We start from the raw sequence: 26036 nt of genomic DNA on the forward strand, positions 1-26036 counted from the left end.
ATGAGAGGAGTCGTCTATTGTGCTGTCAGCAGCATCACCACCGCTAACAGGGCGGAGACCCACATAGCAGGCTTAATCTCATTCAGTTTGCCGGTAGCAAGCCGGATGAGTACAAAGCTGATAAAGCCGAAGGCGATACCCAGGGTGATGGAGTAGGTCAGCGGCATTAAAATGATGGCCAGAAATGCGGGGAAAGCTTCATCGAGACGGTTCCAGCCAATTTTTCCAATCGGTGCCATCATGAACAGCCCCACCAAAACAAGAGCTGGAGCAGTTGCGATGCTGGGAACTAGGGACAGCAACGGCGAGAGAAACAGAAAAGGCAAAAATAACACGCCAATAACGACTGCCGTGAGTCCTGTGCGGCCGCCCTGGGCAACGCCAGCACCGGATTCGATAAAGGTTTGCGCCGCACTGGTGCCGAGGGGAGCCGCGATCATCGATGCGAAAGCATCCACCGTCATGGAGCGCTTGAGGTTGCGTGGATTACCGTTAGCATCCTTAAGGTCAGCAGACTCGGATAGCGCCATAAAGCAAGACAGTGAGTCGAAGAAGTTCGTAAATAGCATCACGAAAATGAACGGCAGGTAAGCGACCTTGAGGGCGCCTAGAATATCGACCTTCATTACTGCCGAGAAATCCGGCCAGGCGGCTAGGCCTTGCCAAGCGACCAATACGTCGTCACTCCACAGCCGCCCCATAGGGGCTGCCAGCAGAGTGGTTAGGGCGATGCCTAGGATCAAAGCGCCATTGAAGCCGCGAATGACCAATATCGCAGTTACTATTAGGCCAATAAAGAAGGTTATTAGGCTTGCGTTTAGATCACCAAGGCTAACAAGGGTCGCTGGGTTGGCTACGATGAACCCGGCATTTTTGAGCCCAATAAACGTAATGAATAGGCCTATTCCGCAAGTAATGGCATAGCGCAATGAGGCTGGAATGGCCTCGATGATGGCTTCGCGAACGTTAAACAGAGCCAAAACAGCGAACAGTACTCCTGACCAGAATACGCAGCCTAGAGCAACTTCCCACGATAACCCTGCACCAAGCACCAGGGTGTAGGTAAACAACGCATTCATGCCCATTCCGGGAGCAACCAAAATTGGATTGCGGGCATACAAGCCCATGGCCAAGCTACTCAAAAAGCTGATGACCACGGTGGCAGAGAGCGCAGCAGAGAAGGGAATGCCCGCATCAGATAAGATGGCTGGGTTGACCACGATGATATACATCCCAGCTAGAAACGTCGCGATGCCTGCAAGCACTTCGGTCTTCACCGAGGAGCCGCGGCGGCTGACATTAAAGTAATTATCCAGGGTGCTCGTTGGCTGGACGGGTGGGGAACCGGAATACGGCGTAGGACTTTGTGGCATGACGATATTCTCTTTGTATTTGTTGGGTGAGCTATCGAAAAGCGAGTTTGACCATTTGGTCAAGCTTGGGAAAGAGTAGACAAAAAAACATCCGAAAGGCAACCAAATATATTAATTACGTACACAAAAAAAATTGGGCGACTTCTATCTTCCTCATTTACCGATAGCCCTAAGGCTGTGGCATATTGATTGCATGATTAAAACTGGGCATGTAAAGTTATTGGTAGTTTTAGGGCTAGCCTAAGGTCGATAAATCCTGTAACATTCCAAAAATTTTGGCCCAGTGGCTGCAAAAAGCAGCAAAATATCTGCAGCGAACGAATTTCTGCAGGGTAAGCACCGCGCTTGTTGCACTGGCCTTAGGTTAAAAACAGTCAGCTAATGCTGCGCCATGGCCATTCGCCACGGAAGAGAACAACAAGCGGGATGAAACCGATTTTTTTTACTATCGGCTTCGTCCCGCTTTTTTACGACCCGACGTTTGCACGCAAACGCCGACAAACCGGATCGCCGAGCCTGCGCCCACAGGCTCCCACCAGCATGGGAGAACTTGTCTTGAATAACCCCGCATTGAGCAAACCCGCGATATTAGCCCTGGAAGATGGCAGCGTGTTTCATGGAATTGCCATTGGCGCAGATGGCGTCACAAGCGGTGAGGTGGTGTTCAATACAGCCATGACCGGCTACCAGGAAATCCTCACTGACCCTTCTTACACCCGCCAAATCGTCACGCTAACCTATCCACATATCGGCAATACCGGCATTAATTCGGAAGATGTGGAATCTGCATCGATTGCCGCAGCGGGCCTGGTAATTCGTGATTTACCTCTGCTAGCCAGCAGTTTCCGTTCAGAGCAAAGTCTGTCTGACTATCTAAAAAGCCAAAATGTGCTGGGCATTGCGGATATCGATACTCGCCGTTTAACGCGCATTCTGCGTGATAAAGGCGCGCAAAACGGTGCGATTCTGGCGGGTGCAGAAGCAGAGGGCGATGATGCGGTAGAGCGGGCGCTGGCGGCAGCGAAGGCATTTCCTGGGTTGAAGGGCATGGATCTGGCCAAGGAAGTCTCGTGCAAAGAGGCTTACGAATGGACACAAGGCGAGTGGGCGTTGGGCGAGGGCTACGCTGATACTACCAAAGGTGAGCGTCCTTACCATGTGGTGGCGTATGACTTCGGTGTGAAATTTAACATCCTGCGTATGTTGGCCGAGCGCGGCTGCCGGTTGACGGTCGTGCCGGCACAGACACCTGCTGCTGACGTGTTGGCGATGAATCCGGATGGGATCTTTTTGGCTAACGGCCCTGGTGATCCCGAGCCTTGTGATTACGCCATCAAGGCGATTCAGGACGTATTGGAAACCAATACGCCGGTATTTGGCATTTGCCTTGGCCACCAGTTGCTGGCGCTGGCCTCGGGTGCCAAAACCATCAAGATGGGCCACGGCCACCACGGTGCTAACCATCCGGTGCAGGATTTAGACACCGGCACGGTAATGATTACCAGCCAAAACCACGGCTTTGCTGCCGATGAAGCGACCCTTCCAGCCAACGTGCGTGCCACGCACCGTTCGCTGTTCGATGGCACGCTGCAAGGAATCGAGCGCACTGACCGCCCGGCGTTTAGCTTCCAAGGTCACCCGGAAGCCAGCCCCGGCCCGCGTGATGTGGCGCCGCTGTTTGATCGCTTTATTGCCATGATGCAGGCGCGTCGCTAACGCTGCCCTTGATCGCCGCCATGTAACGCCGTTTTTTTGTCGCTCATCGTCACCTATTTTGCGGGAACCGTTATGCCTAAGCGTACCGATATCAACAGCATTCTTATCATTGGCGCTGGCCCGATTGTCATCGGCCAGGCCTGCGAATTCGACTACTCTGGCGCCCAGGCGTGTAAAGCGCTGCGTGAAGAGGGGTTCCGGGTTATTTTGGTTAACTCCAACCCGGCCACCATCATGACTGACCCGGCCATGGCCGATGCTACCTACATCGAGCCGATTACCTGGCAAGCGGTTGAAAAAATTATTGAGGCCGAGCGCCCGGACGCGATCCTACCCACCATGGGTGGTCAGACAGCGCTCAACTGTGCCCTTGACTTGGAAAAGCATGGCGTACTAGAGAAGTACAGCGTCGAGATGATTGGTGCCAATGCCGATGCGATTAATATGGCTGAAGATCGTGATCTGTTCGATCAAGCCATGAAGCGCATCGGTTTGGAGTGCCCGAAAGCGAAAGTGGCGCACACCATGGACGAGGCCTGGGAAATTCAGGCGGAGCTTGGTTTCCCGACCATTATTCGTCCTTCTTACACCATGGGCGGCTCCGGCGGCGGTGTGGCGTATAACAAAGAAGAGTTCGAAGAGATCTGTACCCGCGGTTTCGAGCTTTCCAATAACCACGAGCTATTGATCGACGAATCGCTGCTGGGTTGGAAAGAGTACGAAATGGAAGTGGTGCGGGATAAGAATGACAACTGCATCATTGTCTGTGCGATTGAGAACTTCGATCCGATGGGGGTTCACACCGGCGACTCGATTACTGTTGCGCCAGCGCAAACGCTGACCGACAAAGAGTACCAAATCATGCGTGACGCCAGCCTCGCAGTACTGCGCGAGATTGGTGTGGAAACCGGCGGTTCCAACGTGCAGTTTGGCATGGACCCGAAAACCGGCCGCCTGGTGGTTATCGAGATGAACCCACGGGTATCGCGTTCATCGGCGCTGGCATCTAAGGCCACAGGTTTCCCGATTGCCAAAATCGCCGCAAAACTGGCGGTGGGTTACACCTTAGATGAGCTGCAAAACGACATTACCGGTGGCCGCACTCCTGCATCGTTCGAGCCATCAATTGACTATGTCGTCACTAAGATTCCGCGTTTTACCTTCGAGAAATTCCCGCAGGCAAACGACCGCCTGACCACCCAGATGAAGTCGGTGGGCGAGGTGATGGCGATTGGTCGTACGTTCCAAGAGTCGCTGCAGAAAGCGCTGCGCGGCCTGGAAACCGGTAACGATGGCCTTGATCCGATTATCACTGATTTCACGCCAGACAATATGGCGATTATTCAGGGCGAGCTGCAGGCTGCCGGTGCCGAGCGTATTTTTTATGTGGCTGACGCCATGCGCTCTGGAATGAGCATTGATGACGTCTTTGCGCTTACCAACATCGACCCTTGGTTCCTGGTTCAGTTGGAAGATCTAGTGTTGACGGAAAATGCCGTCGCCAAGCGCGCTCTGGCCGATTTTTCTGCTCGCGAGCTTTATCAGCTTAAGCGCAAAGGCTTTGGTGATGCACGTTTAGCCAAGCTGTTGGGTGTATCTGAAAAAGAGTTTCGTAAAACGCGCCAGGCAGCGGGTATTCGTCCGGTTTATAAGCGTGTCGACACCTGTGCTGCGGAATTTGCTTCAGACACTGCTTATATGTACTCCACCTATGAAGAGGAGTGTGAGGCAGATGTCTCGGATCGCCAGAAAATTATGGTGCTTGGTGGTGGTCCGAACCGCATTGGTCAAGGCATCGAGTTCGATTACTGCTGTGTTCATGCCGCCTTCGCCATGCGTGATGATGGCTATGAAACGATCATGGTCAACTGTAACCCAGAAACGGTTTCTACCGACTACGACACCTCTGATCGCCTCTATTTCGAGCCGGTAACGCTGGAAGATGTGTTGGAAATTGCCGACAAAGAGAAGCCGGTGGGCGTGATTGTCCAGTTCGGTGGTCAAACCCCGCTGAAGCTTGCCCGTGAGCTAGAGGCAGCAGGCGTGCCGATTATCGGTACCACGCCGGACGCTATTGATCGCGCTGAAGACCGCGAGCGCTTCCAGGTGATGATCGACAAGCTAGGTCTGAAGCAGCCGCCCAATGCCACTGCCCGCAGCTTTGAAGAGGCGTTTTCCAAGGCGGAGGCCATTGGCTACCCGTTAGTGGTGCGTCCTAGTTACGTGCTAGGTGGGCGGGCGATGGAGATCGTTTATGATGCCTCCGAACTTGAAAACTACATGACCAATGCAGTGAAGGTGTCTAACGACTCACCTGTTCTGCTTGACCACTTCTTGAGTGCTGCGATCGAGATTGATATCGACGCTGTATCGGACGGTCAGCAGGTGGTGATCGGCGGTATTATGCAGCACGTTGAGCAAGCGGGCGTTCACTCTGGTGATTCCGCCTGTGCGCTGCCGCCTTACTCGCTGCCTGCCGACGTGCAGGATGAAATGCGCGAGCAGGTCAAGAAAATGGCCGTTGAGCTGGGCGTTAAAGGCCTGATGAACGTGCAGCTGGCATGGCAGGATGGCGAGATTTATGTCATTGAGGTTAATCCTCGTGCGTCGCGTACCGTGCCGTTTGTGTCTAAATGCATCGGCACTTCGTTGGCGCAGATCGCTGCGCGCTGCATGGCGGGTAAAACTCTGGCCGAGCAGGGCTTTGAGCGCGAAATTATCCCGCACTTCTATAGCGTGAAAGAGGCGGTCTTCCCGTTCAACAAGTTCCAGGGTGTTGACCCGATTCTGTCGCCCGAGATGAAGTCGACAGGCGAGGTAATGGGCTCTGGCGAGACCTTTGCAGAAGCGTTCTTTAAAGCGCAGTTGGGCGCTGGCGAAGCCATTCCAGCATTGGATGGCGACCGTAAAGCATTCCTCTCGGTGCGCGAGCCTGACAAGCAGGGGATTATCGAAGTGGCACGTTCTCTGCTAACATTAGGCTTCACACTATGTGCAACGCGCGGTACAGCAGCGGCGCTTGAAGCAGCTGGACTGGACGTGGAGCACGTCAATAAAGTCTACGAAGGCCGTCCCCATATCGTCGATCTGCTGAAGAACGACGAAATCGCCTACATCGTTAACACGACTGAAGGTCGTCAGGCTATTAACGACTCTTCAATAATTCGCCGTACTGCTCTCGCGCGCAAGGTGCCCTATGCGACCACCTTGGCGGGCGCTAATGCTGTTTGCATGGCGCTTGAGTACGGTAGGGAGATTACGGTGCGGCGCCTTCAGGATCTGCATGCAGGAGCAAGTCAATGAACAAGGTCCCGATGACGGTAGCGGGAGAAAAAAGTCTTCGCGAAGAGCTGAATCACTTGAAGGGCGAAGCCCGCCCTCAAGTTATTGCTGCTATTGCTGAAGCGCGTGAGCATGGCGATCTCAAGGAGAACGCTGAGTATCACGCCGCTCGTGAGCAGCAAGGATTTATTGAAGGTCGTATCCAGGAAATTGAAAGCAAGCTCTCAGGCGCGCAGGTAATCGACGTAACTAAACTGCCAAAAACTGGCAAGGTGATTTTTGGGGTTACCGTATCGTTGCTGAACCTGGATAGCGACGCCAACGTTACCTACCGCATTGTTGGTGAAGACGAGGCCAATATTAAAGAGGGACGCATTTCTGTGACCTCGCCTATCGCCCGAGCGTTGATCGGCAAAGAAGAGGGCGATGTAGTGGTGGTGAAAACACCTGGCGGCGATGTTGAGTACGAAATTGAGAGTGTTGAGCATCTCTGATTTACCGCTGTGACGCGGGGCAGGCGTCTTAATGGCGCCTGTCATCCAGGCACACAAAAAAAAGGCCCGTGACGGTGGCGTCGCGGGCCTTTTTACATCTCACGTTGTTTAACGAACCACGTGGGGATTAATGCCGTCCGTGGTGGTTTTCAAACCGCGTGATGTTGGAAAGTTTGGGGTTTACCTTCGGGTTGCGGCGATAGAGTAGCGCCATTTTGCCAATGGTTTGTACTAGCTCGGCGTTACTGTCGGCGACTAGCTCATTGAGCGCCGCGACGCGGTCTTCCCGCTCTGGAATAGCGAGCTTCACTTTGATGAGCTCGTGATCGTTGAGCGCGCGGCTGAGTTCTGCGAGCAAATTTTCGGAGACGCCGTTCTCAGAAACGGTGACCACTGGATTGAGGTGGTGGCCAATGCTACGAAATGCTTTCTTTTGTGCCTGTGACAAGCTCATGGTATCTTGCGGTATCCCGGTTAGCGCTTAACGCTCCATCTTACGGTGAAATGCCGTTAAGTGAAAGCAATCGCTTGAATGCGCCCATCTCTTATTCCAGCGTTAGATTCCCACATGCAGCAAAAGCCCCCAAGCCGTAAACACTCAGTAAGCAAGACCAGCAACAACTGGAAGAAAGAACATTTCGACGATCAGTATGTAAAGCAGCGCTGGCAAGATGGCTACCGCTCCCGTGCTAGCTATAAGCTGCTTGAACTTGATGAAAAGGATAAACTGTTTCGCCCAGGCATGACGGTTATTGATCTTGGCGCCGCCCCAGGGGGGTGGAGTCAAATTGCCGCAGAAAAGGTAGGGCCTGAGGGTGTCGTGATAGCGTCAGACATATTAGAGATGGATGCCCTAGCTGGCGTTGATTTCATCCAGGGCGATTTTACTGAAGAGAGCGTGCTTAACGCGATTCTTGAGCGCCTAGGAAATCGTCAGGTAGACCTTGTGATGTCTGATATGGCCCCCAATATGAGTGGTATGGCGGCTATTGATCAGCCACAGGCAATGTACCTCGTTGAACTCGCTTTGGAGCTTGCGCGAGAAACACTACCGCCTGGCGGTCGTTTTCTGGCTAAGGTATTTCAAGGCGAAGGATTTGATATCTATTTGAAAGAGCTCCGAAGTAGCTTTGATCGTGTTGTGACTCGCAAGCCGGATGCTTCGAGGGCGCGCTCGCGGGAAGTCTATTTTTTAGCGGAAGGATTTCGAGGCTAGCGAGACGTGGCCCTGTGCTCGTTGGTAAGTGCGAGCGTGTAGAAGCTGTGAGTAATAGCAAAGATTTATCACCACGATTGCCAGACAGGCAGGCGTAAATTGTGTCACATTATGCACATTGGACGAGCGTGACACAGATGGCCCAAAGCAAAATGTGCTTTGGCAATGGTTGAACGTTAAGCTCTAGTGTAAGGTCTGAGTATTGACGGTTAACTGACGGATTCTTGTAATGAGGGTAGCCCCTTGAACGATATGGCGAAGAACCTGATTCTGTGGTTGGTCATCGCGGCCGTTCTACTGACAGTGTTCAACAATTTCAGTACGGAAAGCGCACCGCAAACCACCAACTACTCTCAGTTTGTGCAGCAGGTGCAAAATCAGCAGGTACGTAGTGTCACGATTGATGGCTATACCATCATTGGTGAGCGTACGGACGGTTCCCAGTTCCAGACCATCCGCCCATCGGCGGAAGATCCTAAGCTGATGGATGATCTGCTCAGCAACAACGTGACTGTTGTGGGTAAAGAGCCGGAGCAACAAAGCATCTGGACGCGCTTGCTGATTGCGAGTTTCCCGATTCTGCTCATTCTGGCCATCTTTATGTTCTTTATGCGCCAGATGCAGGGTGGGGCCGGTGGCGGTAAAGGCGGCCCAATGAGCTTTGGTAAGTCGAAAGCCAAACTGCTTTCCCAAGATCAGATCAAGACAACATTTGCTGATGTTGCTGGCTGCGATGAAGCGAAAGAAGAAGTTGAAGAGCTTGTAGACTTCTTGCGTGATCCTACTAAATTCCAGCGCTTGGGTGGCACAATCCCGCGCGGTGTATTGATGGTGGGGCCGCCGGGAACTGGTAAAACGCTGCTGGCCAAATCCATCGCCGGCGAAGCCAAAGTACCGTTTTTCTCTATCTCCGGTTCAGACTTTGTTGAAATGTTTGTCGGCGTTGGTGCCTCACGCGTTCGTGACATGTTTGAGCAAGCCAAGAAGCAAGCGCCCTGCATTATCTTTATTGATGAAATCGATGCCGTTGGCCGTTCGCGCGGTGCTGGCATGGGTGGCGGCAATGATGAGCGTGAGCAGACACTCAACCAGTTACTGGTAGAGATGGATGGCTTTGAAGCTAATGAAGGTGTCATCGTTATTGCGGCCACTAACCGCCCTGACGTTCTTGACCCTGCGCTGCTGCGTCCGGGGCGTTTCGACCGCCAAGTGACGGTTGGGCTGCCGGATATTCGTGGCCGTGAACACATTCTGGGTGTTCACTTGCGTAAAGTACCGCTGGCTGATGACGTCAAGCCGCAGCTGATTGCACGTGGTACGCCAGGCTTCTCTGGTGCGGACCTTGCGAACTTGGTGAATGAGGCTGCGCTGTTTGCAGCCCGCCGTAACAAGCGCTTGGTTTCCATGGAAGAGTTGGAGCTTGCTAAAGACAAAATCATGATGGGCGCTGAGCGCAAATCGATGGTTATGACCGATAAAGAGAAGCTCAATACGGCCTATCACGAATCAGGTCACGCTATTATTGGCTTGATCGCGCCTGAGCATGATCCTGTTTATAAAGTGACAATCATCCCGCGTGGCCGTGCGCTAGGTGTTACGATGTTCTTGCCGGAAGAGGATCGCTACAGCCTGTCTCGCCAGCAGATTCTCAGTCAGATTTGCTCGCTGTTTGGTGGACGTATTGCCGAAGAGATGACGCTGGGGGCTAACGGTGTGACAACGGGTGCCTCAAACGATATCAAACGTGCCACCGAGCTTGCCCATAACATGGTCGCTAAGTGGGGGCTGTCGAATGAAATGGGCCCGATCATGTACGACGAGGATGAGTCTCACCAGTTCCTTGGTGGCCCTGGTCAGGGGGGCGGTAAGCTAAAATCTGGCGAAACAACGTCTCGTCTCGATAAAGAAGTACGCAAGATTATTGACGAGTGTTACGAGCAGGCGCGTCAGATTCTGGAAGATAATCGCGACAAGCTAGACGCGATGGCCGAAGCGCTGATGAAGTACGAAACCATCGATTCTGATCAGCTTAAAGATATTATGGAGGGGCGTGATCCGCGTCCGCCCGAAGGCTGGAACGACGGTGACTCATCTGGCGGCGGCACGCGTGTAAGTGACGACAAGCCCGAAGAGAAGGCTGGGGAAAAGACTGACGATGTGTCTGGCGACGATGGTGAAGAAGATGACGACGAGCCGCGCCGTCGCCCTTCTGATCCGTTAGGCGGCCCCGCAGGTCCTTAACGTGTTCGAGTGTTAGCGATGTTAGCAAAGGCGCCCCATAACGGGGCGCCTTTTTGTTATGCTGTGACGCAATTGCAAACACGTTTTTTCTTTTAGTAGGCCGCAGCATGAAACCGATAGTTGACTCTTCATCGCCTTTACGGGCAGCGGATAGCGCATATCACCTGCGCTGTGGACGCCATGCATTAGATCTTTCGTTTCCCCGAATAATGGGGATTTTGAATGTTACGCCGGACTCCTTCTCTGATGGCGGGCAACACATTGGCCTAGATAGCGCGCTGCACCGTGCTGAACAAATGTTGGCGGAAGGTGCTGCGATGATTGACGTGGGCGGGGAGTCGACAAGGCCAGGGGCTAGCCCCGTATCAGAGCAAGAAGAGTTAGACCGAGTAGCACCTGTGGTTGAAGCATTAGTGCACGAGCTAGATGCGCTGGTGTCAGTGGATACCAGTAGCCCTGCCGTTATGCGAGAAGTAAGTGCGCTTGGTGCCGGTATGATTAACGATGTGCGAGCGCTAGAGCGTGAGGGTGCGTTGGGCGCTGCAGCAAGCACGGGCTTGCCAGTGTGTTTAATGCATCGCCAGGGCGAGCCTCAGGATATGCAGCAGTCGCCATATTACGGTCAGCCAGTTGAGCGAGTGGTTGCCGACTATCTGGCTGAGCGGATAGCCGCGTGTGAAGCCGCTGGAATTCGCCGAAGCCGTCTGTTGGTCGATCCGGGTTTTGGTTTTGGCAAAACCATTGAACATAACCTGCGCTTGCTGAAGTATATGGATGAGCTTCAGGCGCTGGAGTTGCCGCTGCTAGTCGGGATGTCGCGGAAAAGCATGATTGGTAAAGTGCTGGGTCGCCCGGTGGAGGAGCGTTTGGCCGGCGGCTTGGCGTTAGCAGCCATGGCGGTTGAGCGGGGCGCCAATATTTTGCGTGTGCATGATGTAGGGCCCACGGTAGATGCCGTTAATATGGCATGGGCGGTACTCCAGGAGGGTTGCGAGTTGCCGCTAAATAAGGAGATGACGCCATGACGCGACGTTATTTTGGTACCGATGGAATTCGCGGCACGGTCGGGCAAGCGCCTATTACTGCCGATTTTATGCTCAAGTTAGGCTGGGCGGTGGGGCAGGTGCTGCGCCGTGAAAAAGGCCGTACTCGCGTATTAATTGGCAAAGATACGCGCATCTCTGGCTATATGTTTGAATCAGCCCTGGAAGCGGGGCTATCTGCCGCAGGTGTCGATGTTGCGTTGCTGGGGCCAATGCCTACGCCGGGGATCGCTTATCTAACTCGTACCTTCCGCGCTGACGCTGGGATTGTGATTTCCGCGTCTCATAACCCGTTTGACGATAACGGCATTAAGTTTTTCTCTGCCGAAGGTAAAAAGCTGCCCGACGAGATTGAAGATCGTATTGAGACGATGCTTGATGCGCCTCTGACAACGGCGAGCGCGGCTCAGTTGGGTAAAGCGACGCGTATTGACGATGCTGCGGGGCGCTATATCGAATTCTGTAAATCGACGCTACCTGATCGTCTCAGCTTGCATGGTCTAAAAGTGGTACTGGATTGTGCTCATGGGGCGACCTACCACATTGCACCAAACGTGTTTCGTGAGCTAGGCGCTGATGTGAGTGTGATTGGCTCCTCCCCTGATGGGTTGAATATTAATCACCACGTGGGGTCTACCCATCCCGCAGCGCTGCGTGCGGCGGTGATCCAGCAAGGCGCTGATTTAGGCATTGCCTTTGATGGTGATGGAGATCGAGTACTGCTGGTAGATGCCGATGGCCGTGAGGTGGATGGCGACGATATTCTTTATCTAATTGCCCGAGACCGTCACGAGCGGGGGCTTCTTGAGGGCGGCGTAGTAGGCACCCTGATGAGTAACTTTGGGCTTGCTATGGCGCTGGAGCGGCTGGGAATTCCTTTTCAGCGCGCAAAAGTGGGTGATCGCTTTGTCATGGAAGTGATGGCTGCCAACGGCTGGGAGCTGGGTGGCGAATCATCAGGTCATATTGTATGTGGCCATGTTCAAACCACAGGCGATGGGATTGTTTCAGCGTTGCAAGTGTTAGCGTTGATGGTGCGAGAACAAAAGCCGCTGCTGTCTCTCTTGAAGGGGTTGGAAAAGGTGCCTCAGTCGCTGGTTAACGTCAGGCTGCCTGGGGACACCAACGCAAAAGATGTCATGACGGCAAAGCCGCTACTTGAAGCGGTGGCTGCCCTTGAGGCTGAGCTGGGTGACCAAGGTAGAGTGTTGCTGCGGCCGTCGGGCACTGAGCCGCTAATCCGAGTGATGGTGGAAGGGCGGGCTCACCTGGACGTTGACCGTCTAGCGCATAAACTTGCCGATCAGGTCCTGGCGTTGCTCGGCTAGCTTGGTCAATGTGTTTGATAGACGAGCATGCTTGCCACCCCCTCAACTAACTAACCTGTATAACAGCGGTTGTCTTGACAAGGCCGCTCCTATACCATTTCGCTCCACCTTGAGTGAGGATAATCGATGCGTACGCCATTAATTGCCGGTAACTGGAAAATGAACGGCTCCACGGCGTTGGTTCAAGCGTTTGGAGACGCCTTCACCGCGTCCAAACTGCCTAATGATATCGACGTTGTAGTTATTCCGCCGTTTCCTTATTTGGAAGCGGCGCGAAGTGCTTTCCAAAATACGCCGTTACAGTTAGGGGCGCAGACGCTCAATCCACAGCACTCAGGTGCGCATACGGGTGAGATTAGCGGGCGTATGCTTAAAGAGTTTGATGTGGCCTATGTGTTGGTTGGTCACTCTGAGCGTCGCCAGCTATACAAAGAAGGTGATGAGCAGGTGTTTGACCGTTTGGTAGCTGCACTTGATGTCGGCATCACGCCGATTCTTTGTGTTGGTGAAACCCTGGAAGAGCGCGACTCCGGTAGCACGATGGATGTTGTATTGCGCCAAGTTGGCTATGCAATGGCGCGTTTAGAGCCGGCACAGCGCCTTAAGGTTGTGATTGCCTATGAGCCCGTCTGGGCAATTGGGACAGGCCGCACAGCAACGCCGGAACAGGCTCAGGAAGTAATGGCCGGTATTCGTGCTTACCAGGCCGGGTTTGATAAAACGCTAGCTGAGCAGCTTAAGCTGCTTTACGGCGGTAGCATGAATGCAAGCAATGCGGCTGAGCTGCTCGCTCAGCCGGATATCGACGGCGGTTTAGTGGGGGGTGCTTCGCTCAAAACCGACGATTTCTACGCCATTTGTCAGTCAGCAGGATAATCCCATGCAAGTTGCAATTCTTATGGTTCACGTGGTGATTGCGATCGCCTTGGTTGTGCTCATCCTGCTTCAGCAGGGTAAAGGTGCCGAAGCGGGTGCCTCCTTTGGTGGAGGGGCATCGCAAACTGTGTTTGGTTCACGGGGTAGCGGTAACTTTTTGTCTCGTGCAACGGGGCTTTTAGCGGCCGGTTTTTTCGTTACCTCAATGGCATTGGCTTACTTTGCGACCCAGGCAGGGCAAGCGCCTGAAGCCGGCATTCCCGACTCTCGGCTAATTGAACAGCAGCGCAACATCCCAACGCTTGACGATAGCCCTGCAAGTATGGATAATACCGCGCCAGTGCTAGAGGAAAGCAGCGAGTAACGTATTGATACTGCTTTTTTTAGCCTCCCCTGTTGCCGAAGTGGTGGAATTGGTAGACACGCTATCTTGAGGGGGTAGTGACCGTATGGTCGTGCGGGTTCAAGTCCCGCCTTCGGCACCATCTGTTTTGCTGGTTTACCAGCTTCCCAGAGTTATTTTGTCAAATAGGCTTGATTAGAAAGCTATTGTCAAAAGAGTAGGGATTGGCACCTAAGACGAAAAATGCACTTGAAAAGAAAGGTTGACGAAAGTGGTTCAAGTGTCTATTATCGTCGACCTAGATTGATGCGGGGTGGAGCAGTCTGGTAGCTCGTCGGGCTCATAACCCGAAGGTCATCGGTTCAAATCCGGTCCCCGCTACCATTTACTAGTAACATGTTAATTGCCTGAAAAATCTTGATGTTAGTTAGTCTTGATGCTGGTTGGGTAAGGGCAAAAGCCAAGTCATGTTATTAGATGGTATTACAGGTTTCTTTCGAAAAGCCCCTTCCTGTGAAGGGGCTTTTTGTTAGTAGCTTTTCGAGAGCCAAGAGTGTCTCCACAGCGGATGTCTTCCGAATTGCCAGAGACACATTTCCGGGTAACGCCAATCAGCCACCTAGCTTTTCATTCAACTCCTGGCCAGGTGCCTGATGCAACGGCTATAGGAGCTTTGTCTGTGGCCACAAAACACGCTGCGCTTCACGCGCTGATCGAACCTGTCGTAGCCGCCATGGGTTTTGAGCTATGGGGTATCGACCATCTTTCCCAGGGCAAGCATTCGCGGCTGGTGATTTATATCGAACGCGAAAGTGGCGTCAGCGTGGAAGACTGCGCTGATATTAGTCGCCAAGTCAGTGCCGTTATGGATGTGGAAGATCCCATTCCTGGCGAATACCGCTTGGAAGTCTCGTCGCCTGGTATGGCACGTCCCTTATATACCCTGGATCAATTTATTCGTTATCAAGGCCACCACGTTGCGCTCAAGTTGCGCGTGGCTTTTGATGGACGGCGTAAATATCAAGGCCTTCTCGCTGGTGTCGAAGGCGACGAGGTTCTGCTACAGCTGGATGGCGAAGAGTACTGTTTTCCAATCGAAAGCATCGATTCTGCGCACGTCGTCCCGCAATTCGACGAATAAACGGGTGGCGGCTTCCGGCAGGCTGCCGGGATGATGCACAAAAGGACAGGTTTTCTGGCGAGGCAAACGCATGAGTAAAGAAATTTTAATGGTCGTGGACGCGATCTCTAACGAAAAAGGCGTCCCCCGCGATGTTATTTTTGAGGCGGTTGAGGCCGCGCTAGCTAGCGCGTCACGCAAGCGTTTTGATCAGGAAGAAGCCAATGTGCGCGTTCATATCGACCGCCGCACGGGCGACTACGATACGTTCCGCTACTGGACCGTTGTCGAAGATGACGAATTTGAAACACCTGATTATGAAATTAAACAGACCATCGCTGAGCAGCGTGATCCGCCGCTTAAACTAGGCGATGTAGTTGAGACAAAGATTGAAAATGCCGTGTTTGGGCGTATCGCTGCGCAAACTGCCAAGCAGGTTATCGTGCAGAAGGTACGTGAAGCCGAACGCGCTGAAGTGGTTCGTCAGTACGCTGACCGCGAAGGCGAGTTGGTGGCAGGCATTGTCAAGAAAACCACGCGTGATGGATTGATTATCGACCTGGGTGAAAACGCTGAAGCGTTCTTACCGCGTAACGAAATGATCCACGGTGAGCGCTACCGCATGAATGAGCGGGTACGCGCCTTGCTAGTAAAAGTTGATCCAGACGCACGTGGGGCGCAGCTACAGCTGTCGCGCACCTGTCCTGAGTTCATCATTGAGCTGTTTAAAATTGAAGTGCCGGAAATTGCTGAGCAGCTGATTGAAATCAAAGGTGCGGCGCGCGACCCTGGCTCGCGGGCCAAAATTGCCGTTAAAACCAACGACCGCCGTATTGATCCTGTTGGGGCGTGCGTTGGTATGCGTGGTTCTCGTGTACAGGCAGTGTCGTCAGAGCTGCAAAATGAGCGTGTCGATATTGTGCTGTGGGACGACAACCCTGCGCAGCTGGTGATAAATGCCATGGCACCTGCTGATGTGGCATCTATCCTGGTTGACGAAGATGCTCACGCCATGGATGTGGCCGTTGCCCAAGACAATCTGGCTCAGGCCATTGGTCGTAGCGGCCAGAACGTGCGTTTAGCTTCTGAGCTAACCGGCTGGCGTATTAACGTGATGACCGAAGATGAAGCTGAGTCAAAACGTGAGCAGGAAATTGATAGCCTGGTGGACTCCTTTGTTCAGCATCTGGAAGTGGACGAAGACGTTGCCCGCCTATTAGTGGAAGAAGGGTTTACCACCCTGGAAGAAGTTGCCTACGTGCCGCTTGAAGAAATGCTCGAAATCGAAGAGTTCGATGAAGATTTGGTGGAAGAGCTGCGCGCACGAGCGAAAGACGAGCTGCTGACGATGGCCATTGCCTCGGAAGAAGCGCTAGACGGTGCCCAACCGGCAGATGATCTGCTGGGAATGGACGGCATGGAGCGCCACCTGGCCTTCATTCTGGCTAGCCGAGGCATCGTCACCATGGAAGATCTCGCCGAGCAGTCTGTCGACGATCTGGTCGATATCGAGGAGTTGGACGAAGCGCGCGCAGCGGCACTGATCATGACTGCCCGTGCGCCCTGGTTTGAAGACGATGGCGTATCGGATTCGAACACACAGTAAAAGGTCACGGGCTGAGGAGGGTCACTATGTCGGATATGACAGTTAAAGATTTTGCAGTAAAGGTGGGCCGTGATGTGCCCCGCCTATTGGAACAAATGAAAGAAGCCGGTTTAAAACATGCGTCAGAAAGCGACGCCGTGTCTGAAGACGATAAGCAAACGCTGCTCAGCTTTTTGAAAAAAAGCCATGGCGGCGGTGACAGCGATGCTAGCAAAAACCGCATTACGTTGACGCGTAAAACCCGTAGCCGTATTAAAACGGGTGAGCGTGGCAAAACGATTGAAGTGCAGGTGCGTAAGAAAAAAACGTACGTTAAGAGCGCCGAAGAAGATAAGCCGAAAGCGCCTGAGCCTAAGCATTCTGGCCCGCGTCAGTTGGTAGGTGATATGGCGGAAGCGGAAGCCGAGCGTAAAGCTCGCGATATCCGTGAAGCTGAAGAAAAGGCTGCAGCGGCTAAAGCGAAAGCTGCAGAAGATGCTGCACGTAAAGCCGAGGAAGAGAAAGCCAAGGCAAAAGCAGCTGAAGTACCCGAAATCGCTGTGCCTGAGCTGCAAATCGACGATACCCCGGCATCTGATGATTTGCCGCCTGCGCCGCCGAAAGAAGGCCGCACGGATCGTCGTACAGCACCGCCTAAAAAGGCAGCGGCGAAGAAAAAAGGCCGTAATGATGATGAGGATCGTGGCGACCGCGAAGAGCGTAAGCGCGGTGGTGGCGGTAAGAAAGTAAAACGTGCCGAGCGTCGCGGCGGTCGTCGTGGTGGTGCCAGCCAGAGTGGCAACGGCAAGCATGCTTTCCAAAAGCCGACTCAGCCGATCGTTCGTGAAGTCTCGATTCCTGAGTCGATCAGCGTTGCTGAGTTGGCCGACAAAATGTCGATCAAAGCCAATGAAGTGATCAAGGCCATGTTCAACATGGGCGCGGCCGTGACCATCAACCAAACGATTGACCAAGATACAGCGGCTATCGTTGTGGAAGAGATGGGCCACAAAGTCAAGCTGGTGAAGGACGATGCGCTGGAAACGGAAATGCTGGAAGGCATCTCCTATGAAGGCGAAGAGATCACTCGTTCACCGGTGGTCACTGTTATGGGCCACGTTGACCACGGTAAAACATCGCTGTTGGATTATATCCGTCGCGCGAAAGTCGCCACTGGCGAAGCAGGCGGTATTACCCAGCACATCGGTGCTTACCACGTGGAAGACAATCACGGCGGGGTTACCTTCCTGGATACTCCTGGCCACGCGGCATTTACCGCGATGCGTGCCCGTGGTGCCAAAGCGACTGACGTCGTTATCCTGGTTGTTGCTGCTGACGATGGCGTGATGCCTCAGACGATTGAAGCGATCGAACACTCCAAAGCTGCTGAAGTACCCATGGTGGTAGCGGTGAACAAGATCGATAAGCAGGGCATCGATCTGGATCGCATCCGTAATGAGCTCGCGCAGCATGGCGTGATTTCAGAGGAATGGGGTGGTGACACCCAGTTTGTTCACGTTTCTGCGAAGACTGGCGATGGCATCGAAGAGCTGTTGGAAGCCATTCAGCTTGTGTCAGAAGTGCTTGAATTGACGGCTGTACCTTCCGCACCTGGTAAAGGCGTTGTGGTTGAATCGCGCCTTGATAAAGGTCGCGGTCCGGTAGCCACCGTTCTGGTGCAAAACGGCACGCTGAAGAAAGGCGATATCGTTCTTGCCGGTCTGCATTACGGCCGCGTTCGTGCGCTTACCAATGAGCTAGGCAAGCAAGTGGACACCGCTGGTCCTGCTATGCCGGTCGAAATCCAAGGGTTGGATGGCACGCCGGATGCTGGTGATGACTTCATGGTCGTTGCCGATGAGAAGAAAGCCCGTGAAGTGGCCAACTTCCGTCAAGGCAAATACCGCGAAGTGCGCCTAGCACGTCAGCAGAAGGCCAAGCTGGAGAACATGTTCAGCCAGATGGGCCAAGACGAAGTGGCCAAGGTCAATATCGTTCTGAAAGCCGACGTTCAAGGCTCGCTGGAAGCTATCAAAGGTGCCCTGGAAGAGCTTTCCACCGGTGAAGTTGAAGTTGCCGTGGTCTCCTCGGGTGTTGGCGGTATCACCGGTACCGATGCCAACTTGGCGCTTGCTTCTGAGGCTATCGTCGTCGGTTTCAACGTCCGTGCTGATGCGGCTGCTCGTGAAATCATCGAACGTGAAGGTCTGGATCTGCGCTACTACAGCGTTATTTACCAGCTGATCGATGAGGTTAAGCAGGCGATGAGCGGTATGCTTGCCCCCGAGTGGAAAGAAGAGATCGTGGGTGTGGCCGAAGTACGCGATGTGTTCCGCGCACCAAAAATTGGTGCAGTGGCTGGCTGTATGGTTGTCGAAGGCACCGTATCGCGCAGCAAGCGTATCCGTGTACTGCGTGACAACGTTGTGATTTACGAAGGCGAACTCGAGTCGCTGCGCCGCTTCAAAGATGACGTTCAGGAAGTGCGTAATGGCATGGAATGCGGCATCGGCGTGAAGAACTACAACGATGTTCAGGTCAACGATAAGATCGAAGTCTTTGACCAAGTGAAGGTCGAGCGCAGCCTGTAAGGCCGCGAGGAGCAATCATGCGCGAATTTAAGCGTACCGACCGAGTCGCTGACCAGCTCCAAAAGGAGCTGGCAGTACTGATCCAGCGCGAAGTGAAAGACCCGCGTTTGGGCATGGTGACGGTCAGTGGTGTTACCGTTAGCCGTGATCTTGGCTACGCCGATATCTATGTCACCTTATTGGGTGAGCAAGATCCCGCGCGTATCAAAGAAAACCTACAGGTGCTCAAGCGCGCTGGAGGCTTTCTAAGAAGCCAAATTGCCAAACGCATTAAGCTACGTCATGTACCTGAGCTGCGCTTTCATTACGATGAAAGCGTGGTGCGCGGCCAGCACCTCTCATCGCTGATCGACGAAGCGGTTTCAACTGACCGCGCACGTCAACAGGATGATGAAGAGGGTAGCGATAATGACAGTGGTGAGGAGACGCGCTAATGGCACGTCGCCGTCGCGGATTGCCGGTTAATGGCGTATTGCTGCTGGATAAGCCTAAGGGCATTTCCAGCAACCATGCGCTGCAGCGTGTGCGTCGTCTATTTGAGGCGCAAAAAGCCGGTCATACCGGTACGCTGGACCCTATGGCAACGGGGTTGTTACCGATTTGCCTTGGGGAGGCTACTAAGTTTTCCGCGCACCTGTTAGAAGCCGACAAGATGTACCGCACCCGGGTAGAGCTGGGCGTGATTACAGACACCGGTGATGCTGAAGGCACGGCCATTGAGCGGCGCGAGATTCCCTGTTTAGCGGCTGAGGATGTCGAGTCAGCCCTAGCTCGCTTTCACGGCGAGATTGACCAAGTGCCGCCAATGTATTCGGCATTAAAGCATCAAGGCAAAAAGCTTTATGAGCTTGCTCGTGAGGGTAAGCACGTTGAGCGTGCAGCGCGGCGAGTAAGCGTGTATGATGCGCGGCTGCTTGCTTTTGAGGGCACCGCCTTTGAAATGGAAGTCAGCTGCAGCAAAGGCACGTATATTCGCACCTTGGCTGAAGATATTGGTCATGCGTTGGGCTGTGGTGCCCACATAAGCCAGCTGAGAAGGCTCAAAACAGGGCCCTTTGCCAGCGATGCAATGTGGACACTGGAAGACCTTGAAGCGCTGGCAGATCAAGCCGCCCGCGAGGCCGAACTAATGCCTGCGGATGTGCTGGTTGATCATTTGCCGTCACTGACGGTAGATGAAGCAGCGTATGGGCGTCTTGCACACGGTCAATCGGCGAGCTTAGCCGTGGGTGTGCTTGAGCCTGACGCGCTGGCAAGACTTTATTACGCTGAGACGTTTATCGGCCTTGGCGTTGTAAAAGGGGCGCAGGAAGTAGCTCCCAAGCGACTGTTAAGTACCGTCGCTATCTCGTAAAGCGTTGCAAGGACGTAGCGATTTGCGCGAAAATTGTACGTGAAGATAGTTGCATGAGACTGCAAATATGCGTGGTCTCACCCATTCAATTTTAGGCATATTGCTTACTGGAGAGACAGATGGCATTAACCGCTGAGAAGAAGGCCGAGATCGTCAACGAATACGGCCGCGGCGATAACGATACCGGTTCCCCTGAAGTTCAGGTTGCACTGCTGAGCGCCAACATTAATGGCCTGCAGGACCACTTCAAAACCAACAAGCAGGATCACCACTCTCGTCGTGGTCTGATCCGCATGGTAAACCAGCGTCGTAAGCTGTTGGATTACCTGAAGCGTAAAGATTTTGAACGCTATCAGTCTCTGATTCAGCGTTTAGGTCTGCGTCGTTAAGCGTTAACGGCAACGATCAAAAACGGGCAGCCCCCTTGTGGGCTGCCCGTTTTTTTGTTTCTGGTAGCCGTATGGCGCCACAGCGCCTAGAATGGTGGCGAGTCAAAACGACCCAAGCGAAAAGACAAGTAGATATTAATGTTAAAGGAAGTCGCCGTGAATCCGGTAAAAAAAACGTTTCAATACGGTCGTAGCACCGTCACCCTAGAAACTGGGCGTATTGCTCGCCAAGCCACTGGCGCCGTTATGGTGACCATGGATGAAACCGTCGTACTGTGTACGGTGGTGGCCAAAAAAGAAGCGAACCCCAGCCAGTCTTTCTTCCCACTCTCGGTACACTATCAAGAGAAAACCTACGCAGTGGGCAAGATCCCCGGCGGCTTCTTTAAGCGCGAAGGGCGTCCTACCGAGAAAGAAACCCTTACCTCTCGTCTGATTGATCGTCCGATTCGTCCGCTATTTCCGAAAGGGTTTATGAACGAAGTGCAGGTTATCTGTACTGTTCTATCGACTGATCGTAATCATGACCCCGATATCGCAGCCCTGCTGGGCACCTCAGCAGCGCTGGGTATTGCCGGTGTGCCATTCAATGGCCCGATTGGCGCGGCACGTGTGGGCTTTAATGAAGAGCAGGGCTACTTCCTAAACCCAACCGTCGAAGAGCTGGCTACCTCAGAACTAGACATGGTTGTTGCCGGTACCGAAAACGCCGTATTGATGGTGGAGTCGGAAGCTCAGGAACTGCTTGAAGATGAAATGCTTGGTGCCGTGCTGTTCGGTCACCAGGAAATGCAGGTAGCTGTCAGCGCGATTAAAGAGCTGGTCGCTGACGCTGGCAAACCGCGTTGGGATTGGCAGCCCGCTCAAGAGAATATCGCACTGAAAACAGCCATGGCCGATGCTTTTGAAGCCAAGGTAGGTGATGCTTATCGCATTACGGACAAAATGGCTCGCCAAGATGCGCTGTCAGCGCTGAAAGAGGAAGCGGTTGCCCAGTTGGCTGCTGCTGAAGGCGAAGAAGTAGAAGGTAAATTCAGCCAAGATGACGTGAAAGGTGCGTTTGCGGGCCTTGAGAAGCGCGTTGTACGCTCTCGTGTGGTAAAAGGCGAGCCGCGTATTGATGGGCGCGACAATGCCACTGTACGTCCTCTAGCGATTGAGGTGGGTGTCCTGCCTAAGACACACGGTTCGGCGGTGTTTACCCGTGGCGAGACCCAGGCTATTGCCGTTGCGACCCTGGGCACCCTGCGCGACTCACAGCTGATCGAATCCCTGGAAGGCGAGCGTAAAGACCGCTTTATGCTGCACTACAACTTCCCTCCTTACTGTGTCGGCGAAGCAGGTTTTATGGGCGGGCCGAAGCGTCGTGAAATCGGTCATGGCCGTTTAGCACGCCGTGGCGTTCAAGCGATGCTGCCGTCAGAAGACGTGTTCCCCTATACCATCCGTGTAGTATCGGAAATCACTGAATCTAACGGTTCTAGCTCCATGGCGTCAGTGTGTGGCTCCTCGCTCGCACTGATGGATGCCGGTGTACCATTAAAAGCCCCGGTGGCAGGCATTGCCATGGGCTTAGTGAAAGATGAAGACGGCTATGCGGTATTGACTGATATCCTGGGTGACGAAGACCACCTGGGCGATATGGACTTCAAAGTTGCCGGTTCTGAAGAGGGCGTTACTGCTCTGCAGATGGACATTAAGATTGAGGGCATCAATGAAGAGATCATGGAGAAAGCGCTGCAGCAAGCCCATGATGCTCGCCTTAGTATCCTCGCTCAGATGAACGACGTGATCAGTCAAAGTCGTACGGATGTATCGGAAAATGCGCCGTCCATGGCGACGATTAAAATCGATCCGGACAAGATCCGTGATGTGATTGGTAAAGGTGGCGCAACGATTCGTAAAATTTGCGAAGACACCGGTGCCTCTATTGATCTGGATGATGATGGCACCGTGCGTATCTACGCCGAAGATAAAGCAGCCGCCAAAAAAGCTATTGATACCGTGCTGGCAATTACCGCAGAAGCGGAAATTGGTAAGCTGTATAACGGTAAAGTAGTTCGCATTGCTGACTTTGGTGCTTTCGTTAATATCATGCCGGGTACCGACGGCTTGGTGCATATCTCACAAATTGTTGCCGAGCGCGTTAACAACGTGCGCGACTTCTTAAATGAAGGCGATGATGTGATTGTGAAGGTATTGGATATCGACAACCGCAATCGTGTGAAGCTCTCAATCAAAGAGATCACTGAGGAAGAGAAAGCAGCTTTTGCCGCTGCCGAAGCGGACGTCGCTAACTAAAGCGATGTAGACGTAACGGCCGCCCCCGCAGCTTTCAGTTGCGGGGGCGGTGTCGTTTTATAGGCAGTAAAGGAAAAGAGAACATGGAGAAGGAGCAAGCGCCGCGTTGGCGGGCGGTAGTGGCCGTGATGATCGGCATTTTTTTATTGGTGACAGCAGAGCAGCTGCCTATAGGGTTATTATCCCAGGTGGCGTCGTCAATGGGGGTCACGCCAGGCTTGGCGGGGCTTATGGTGACTGTGCCGGGAGTGGTTGCCGCTTTCTCTGCGCCGCTGTTGCCAGTAGCGGTAGGCCGTCTAGATCGACGTATCATGCTCACGGTGATGATGATTGTGATGGTGATTGGCAGCGCGCTTTCAGCAGTGGCCAGCAACTTTGGCTTACTACTGGCAGCCCGGGTGTTGGTGGGCATTAGTATCGGCGGGTTTTGGGCCATTGCGGGCAGTATTGCTCCAAGGCTGGTGCCCAGCGATCAGGTTGCCAAGGCCATGACGATTATTTTCAGTGGTGTGGCTGCTGCGTCGGTATTGGGGGTGCCGTTGGGCACGCTGCTTGGCGACTTGAGCAACTGGCGGGTGGCATTTGGCGCGCTAGGCGGACTGAGTCTATTAACCGCCGTTGCACTATGGTGTTGGCTACCGCCACTGCCGCCAAGAGAGCCGGTGCGATTACGTATGTTAGTGCAGCAGTTTAGCAGTCGTGGTGTGCGTGTCGCGGTGTTAACTACTGGCTTTGTCGTTATTGGACACTTTGCTGCTTATACCTTCATTAGCCCCATTCTTCAGGAGATTAGTGGCGTGGCTCAGCGCCATGTTGGCAGCTTGCTGTTGCTATATGGGGCGGCCGGGATTATGGGTAATATCGCGGCAGGTATCTTTGCTGGGCGTCACCCTTATCGAGCGGTGCTGGCCATTCCTAGCCTGTTACTGTTAGTAGTGGCTATTTTCCCGCTGCTTGGGGTTCAGCCTATCAGCGGCGTACTGCTGCTAATGGTATGGGGGGCTGTTTTTGGCAGCGTGTCAGTGAGTATTCAAACCTGGATTATACGTACTGCGCCTAATACCGAGGCAGCCACCGCGCTGATGGCATTTACCTTTAATATGTCGATTGGCTTAGGGGCTATGTTTGGCGGACGTATCGTCGATGCCACTAGCCTGCCGATTGCGATGTGGGCGGCATCGGGACTATTCTTGCTGGGGGCGTTGTTAGTATGGCGAACACCTTCAAGTATTGTGGGAGAGAAACGCCGCTAGGACGTTGCAACATAAACCATGAAGAATAAGCCATTAAAAAAATGCCCCCGCTTTTTGAACTGCACCCCGAAAGTTGGACACCCAACCCAACCGTCGGGGTGTTTTTATGAGCAGTCGATACAATGAGGACTTCAAGCTGCGGGTGGTGCAGCAGTGTCTGCACGATAACACCAGCTTGAGGGAGGTGGCTCGCCAGCATGGCCTGGATCATTCTCTGGTACGGACGTGGCGCGAGAGATACCGTCAGCACGGCGTAGCAGGTCTGCGCAAGCAGTATAAGCACTACAGCGCGGCTTTTAAGCGGAAGGTGCTTGAGACGATGTGGCGAGATGGCTTGTCACAGCGTCAGGCGCAGGCCTTCTTCAATATCCGCGAGATGGGCGCTATTGGCAGATGGGCGCGTCAGTACCATAGTAGTGGTCTGACTGCACTAGAGCCAAAACCCAAAGGACGCCGCCCGATGACTAAGAAGCCATCCTCCACACCAATCCCGCCTGATGGTGAGCGCTCCCAAGAGGACCTGCTCGAAGAGTTGGCTTACTTGCGCGCCGAGAATGCCTACTTAAAAAAGCTCGATGCCTTGATCCGGGAAAAAGAGGAAGCGACGCGGGGCAAAAAGCCCGGAGCGTCCAAGGGTTGAGGCATGAACATTCGCTGGCTCTGCTGCTGCGTGCCGCTGAGCTGCCTCGCAGCACGTTTTACTACCAGATACAGGCCTTGGGCACTGTCGATCGGTATGCCTCTCTGAAGGAGCATATCCAGGCGATCTACGACCGCCACCAAGGGCGCTATGGCTACCGGCGTATCACCGCTGTTCTGCGGCAGGCAGGAGAGACGATCAACCACAAGACCGTTCAGCGGCTGATGGGACAGCTGGGCTTGAAGTCCCTGGTTCGCCCCAAGCGCTATCGTGCCTACCGGGGAGCGGAGGGCCACGCGGCTCCTAACACCTTGCGGCGCCGGTTCCAGGCTCAGCACCCCCATCAGCGATGGGTGACGGACATTACCGAGTTCAAGGTCAATGACCAGAAGCTCTACCTGTCACCGGTCATGGACCTGTATAACGGAGAGATCATTGCCTTCCAGACAGGGCGACGCCCGGTATTCGATCTAGTGAAGGGGATGTTGAAGAAAGCCTTTGACAGGCTGATGCCAGGGGATCGGCCGCTGCTCCATTCGGATCAAGGTTGGCATTATCGACATCCTAGCTATCGCCACTTGGTGGTGGAGCAGCGGGTACTTCGTAGCATGTCGCGCAAGGGTAACTGCTTGGATAATGCGGCGATGGAGAGCTTCTTCGGCACTCTGAAGGCTGAGTATTTTCACCTGAATCGGTTCGATACCGTTGAGCAGTTGCAGCGCGGTATTGCTGACTACATCTACTATTACAACCATCACCGGATCAAGCTAAAACTAAAAGGCCTGAGCCCTGTGCAGTACAGGACTCAGGCCTTGGGCGCCGGCTAAATGAACCGTCCAACTATTGGGGGTCAGTTCATTTAGCGGGGGCATGGCGTTTAAGCGTATTGAA

20 protein-coding genes and 2 tRNA genes are annotated in these 26036 nt (G+C 53.7%); 20 read left to right on the forward strand and 2 right to left on the reverse strand.

Translation table 11 applies throughout. The annotated features are described in order from the left end of the window. Positions 1 to 14: 14 nt before the first annotated feature. Positions 15 to 1373, reverse strand: a complete 1359-nt coding sequence (locus IR195_RS01840; RefSeq protein ID WP_125745138.1) for an NCS2 family permease — start codon at positions 1371 to 1373, stop codon at positions 15 to 17. A 570-nt stretch (positions 1374 to 1943) separates the two neighbouring features. Between IR195_RS01840 and carA the strand changes: the two genes are divergently transcribed. From carA to greA, 3 genes are all read left to right on the forward strand, one after another. Beyond that, the gene (gene carA, locus IR195_RS01845) at positions 1944 to 3089 is read left to right on the forward strand and encodes a glutamine-hydrolyzing carbamoyl-phosphate synthase small subunit (protein ID WP_206049729.1); all 1146 of its coding nucleotides are present in this window, start codon (positions 1944 to 1946) and stop codon (positions 3087 to 3089) included. 72 nt (positions 3090 to 3161) lie between these two features. Further along, complete coding sequence (gene carB, locus IR195_RS01850; protein WP_125745142.1) at positions 3162 to 6392, forward strand: carbamoyl-phosphate synthase large subunit; 3231 nt, start codon at positions 3162 to 3164, stop codon at positions 6390 to 6392. Next, positions 6389 to 6865, forward strand: a complete 477-nt coding sequence (gene greA / locus IR195_RS01855) for a transcription elongation factor GreA (protein WP_125745144.1) — start codon at positions 6389 to 6391, stop codon at positions 6863 to 6865. The genes carB and greA overlap by 4 nt, the downstream gene beginning before the upstream one ends. A 127-nt stretch (positions 6866 to 6992) precedes the next feature. Here greA and yhbY read toward each other — a convergent pair whose 3' ends face one another. Further along, positions 6993 to 7319: a ribosome assembly RNA-binding protein YhbY gene (gene yhbY, locus IR195_RS01860; RefSeq protein WP_125745146.1), complete on the reverse strand. Its 327-nt coding sequence runs from the start codon at positions 7317 to 7319 to the stop codon at positions 6993 to 6995. A 114-nt stretch (positions 7320 to 7433) separates the two neighbouring features. Here yhbY and rlmE point away from each other — a divergent pair, with 114 nt between their 5' ends. From rlmE to IR195_RS01945, 17 genes are all read left to right on the forward strand, one after another. Then, positions 7434 to 8081 carry a 23S rRNA (uridine(2552)-2'-O)-methyltransferase RlmE gene (gene rlmE, locus IR195_RS01865; RefSeq protein WP_206049730.1) on the forward strand — a complete coding sequence of 216 codons (648 nt, stop codon included), beginning with the start codon at positions 7434 to 7436 and terminating at the stop codon, positions 8079 to 8081. Between the two features lie 243 nt (positions 8082 to 8324). After that, positions 8325 to 10322, forward strand: a complete 1998-nt coding sequence (gene ftsH, locus IR195_RS01870) for an ATP-dependent zinc metalloprotease FtsH (RefSeq protein ID WP_125745148.1) — start codon at positions 8325 to 8327, stop codon at positions 10320 to 10322. A 107-nt stretch (positions 10323 to 10429) separates the two neighbouring features. Further along, entirely contained in the window at positions 10430 to 11347 is a 918-nt protein-coding gene (folP, locus tag IR195_RS01875) for a dihydropteroate synthase (protein WP_206048625.1), read from the forward strand. Beyond that, a complete protein-coding gene (gene glmM, locus IR195_RS01880; RefSeq protein WP_206048626.1) occupies positions 11344 to 12693 on the forward strand; it encodes a phosphoglucosamine mutase in 1350 nt (449 codons plus the stop codon). Before folP ends, glmM begins: the two co-directional genes overlap by 4 nt. Before the next feature lie 126 nt (positions 12694 to 12819). Beyond that, entirely contained in the window at positions 12820 to 13569 is a 750-nt protein-coding gene (tpiA, locus tag IR195_RS01885) for a triose-phosphate isomerase (protein WP_125745152.1), read from the forward strand. 4 nt (positions 13570 to 13573) lie between these two features. Further along, complete coding sequence (gene secG, locus IR195_RS01890) at positions 13574 to 13933, forward strand: preprotein translocase subunit SecG (RefSeq protein ID WP_125745153.1); 360 nt, start codon at positions 13574 to 13576, stop codon at positions 13931 to 13933. A gap of 34 nt (positions 13934 to 13967) precedes the next feature. Next, positions 13968 to 14054, forward strand: a tRNA-Leu gene (locus tag IR195_RS01895). 165 nt (positions 14055 to 14219) lie between these two features. Further along, positions 14220 to 14296 (forward strand) — tRNA-Met (locus tag IR195_RS01900). Between the two features lie 295 nt (positions 14297 to 14591). Continuing rightward, positions 14592 to 15053 (forward strand): ribosome maturation factor RimP, encoded by a 462-nt coding sequence (rimP, locus tag IR195_RS01905; protein ID WP_030074116.1) that lies wholly within the window; start codon positions 14592 to 14594, stop codon positions 15051 to 15053. A 70-nt stretch (positions 15054 to 15123) separates the two neighbouring features. After that, on the forward strand, positions 15124 to 16638 hold the full coding sequence (gene nusA / locus IR195_RS01910) for a transcription termination factor NusA (protein ID WP_125745155.1): 1515 nt from the start codon (positions 15124 to 15126) through the stop codon (positions 16636 to 16638). Between the two features lie 26 nt (positions 16639 to 16664). Beyond that, complete coding sequence (infB, locus tag IR195_RS01915; RefSeq protein WP_125745157.1) at positions 16665 to 19208, forward strand: translation initiation factor IF-2; 2544 nt, start codon at positions 16665 to 16667, stop codon at positions 19206 to 19208. 17 nt (positions 19209 to 19225) lie between these two features. Next, positions 19226 to 19642 (forward strand): 30S ribosome-binding factor RbfA, encoded by a 417-nt coding sequence (rbfA, locus tag IR195_RS01920; protein ID WP_125745159.1) that lies wholly within the window; start codon positions 19226 to 19228, stop codon positions 19640 to 19642. Next, positions 19642 to 20562 carry a tRNA pseudouridine(55) synthase TruB gene (gene truB, locus IR195_RS01925; RefSeq protein ID WP_206048627.1) on the forward strand — a complete coding sequence of 307 codons (921 nt, stop codon included), beginning with the start codon at positions 19642 to 19644 and terminating at the stop codon, positions 20560 to 20562. The genes rbfA and truB overlap by 1 nt, the downstream gene beginning before the upstream one ends. A gap of 119 nt (positions 20563 to 20681) precedes the next feature. After that, positions 20682 to 20951, forward strand: a complete 270-nt coding sequence (gene rpsO, locus IR195_RS01930; RefSeq protein ID WP_009723734.1) for a 30S ribosomal protein S15 — start codon at positions 20682 to 20684, stop codon at positions 20949 to 20951. Between the two features lie 138 nt (positions 20952 to 21089). Further along, positions 21090 to 23252, forward strand: coding sequence for a polyribonucleotide nucleotidyltransferase (pnp, locus tag IR195_RS01935; protein ID WP_125745163.1), 2163 nt, complete (start codon positions 21090 to 21092; stop codon positions 23250 to 23252). An 83-nt stretch (positions 23253 to 23335) separates the two neighbouring features. Beyond that, the gene (locus tag IR195_RS01940; RefSeq protein ID WP_146942894.1) at positions 23336 to 24505 is read left to right on the forward strand and encodes an MFS transporter; all 1170 of its coding nucleotides are present in this window, start codon (positions 23336 to 23338) and stop codon (positions 24503 to 24505) included. A gap of 106 nt (positions 24506 to 24611) precedes the next feature. Beyond that, positions 24612 to 25972 (forward strand): IS3 family transposase gene (locus IR195_RS01945; protein WP_206047697.1). Its coding sequence is split into 2 segments (ribosomal slippage): positions 24612 to 25068 and positions 25068 to 25972, totalling 1362 coding nucleotides; the frame shifts between segments, so codons are not numbered across the junction. Positions 25973 to 26036 lie beyond the last annotated feature (64 nt).

This window comes from Vreelandella venusta (assembly GCF_015689495.1).
GTDB classification, from domain to species: Bacteria; Pseudomonadota; Gammaproteobacteria; order Pseudomonadales; family Halomonadaceae; genus Vreelandella; species Vreelandella venusta.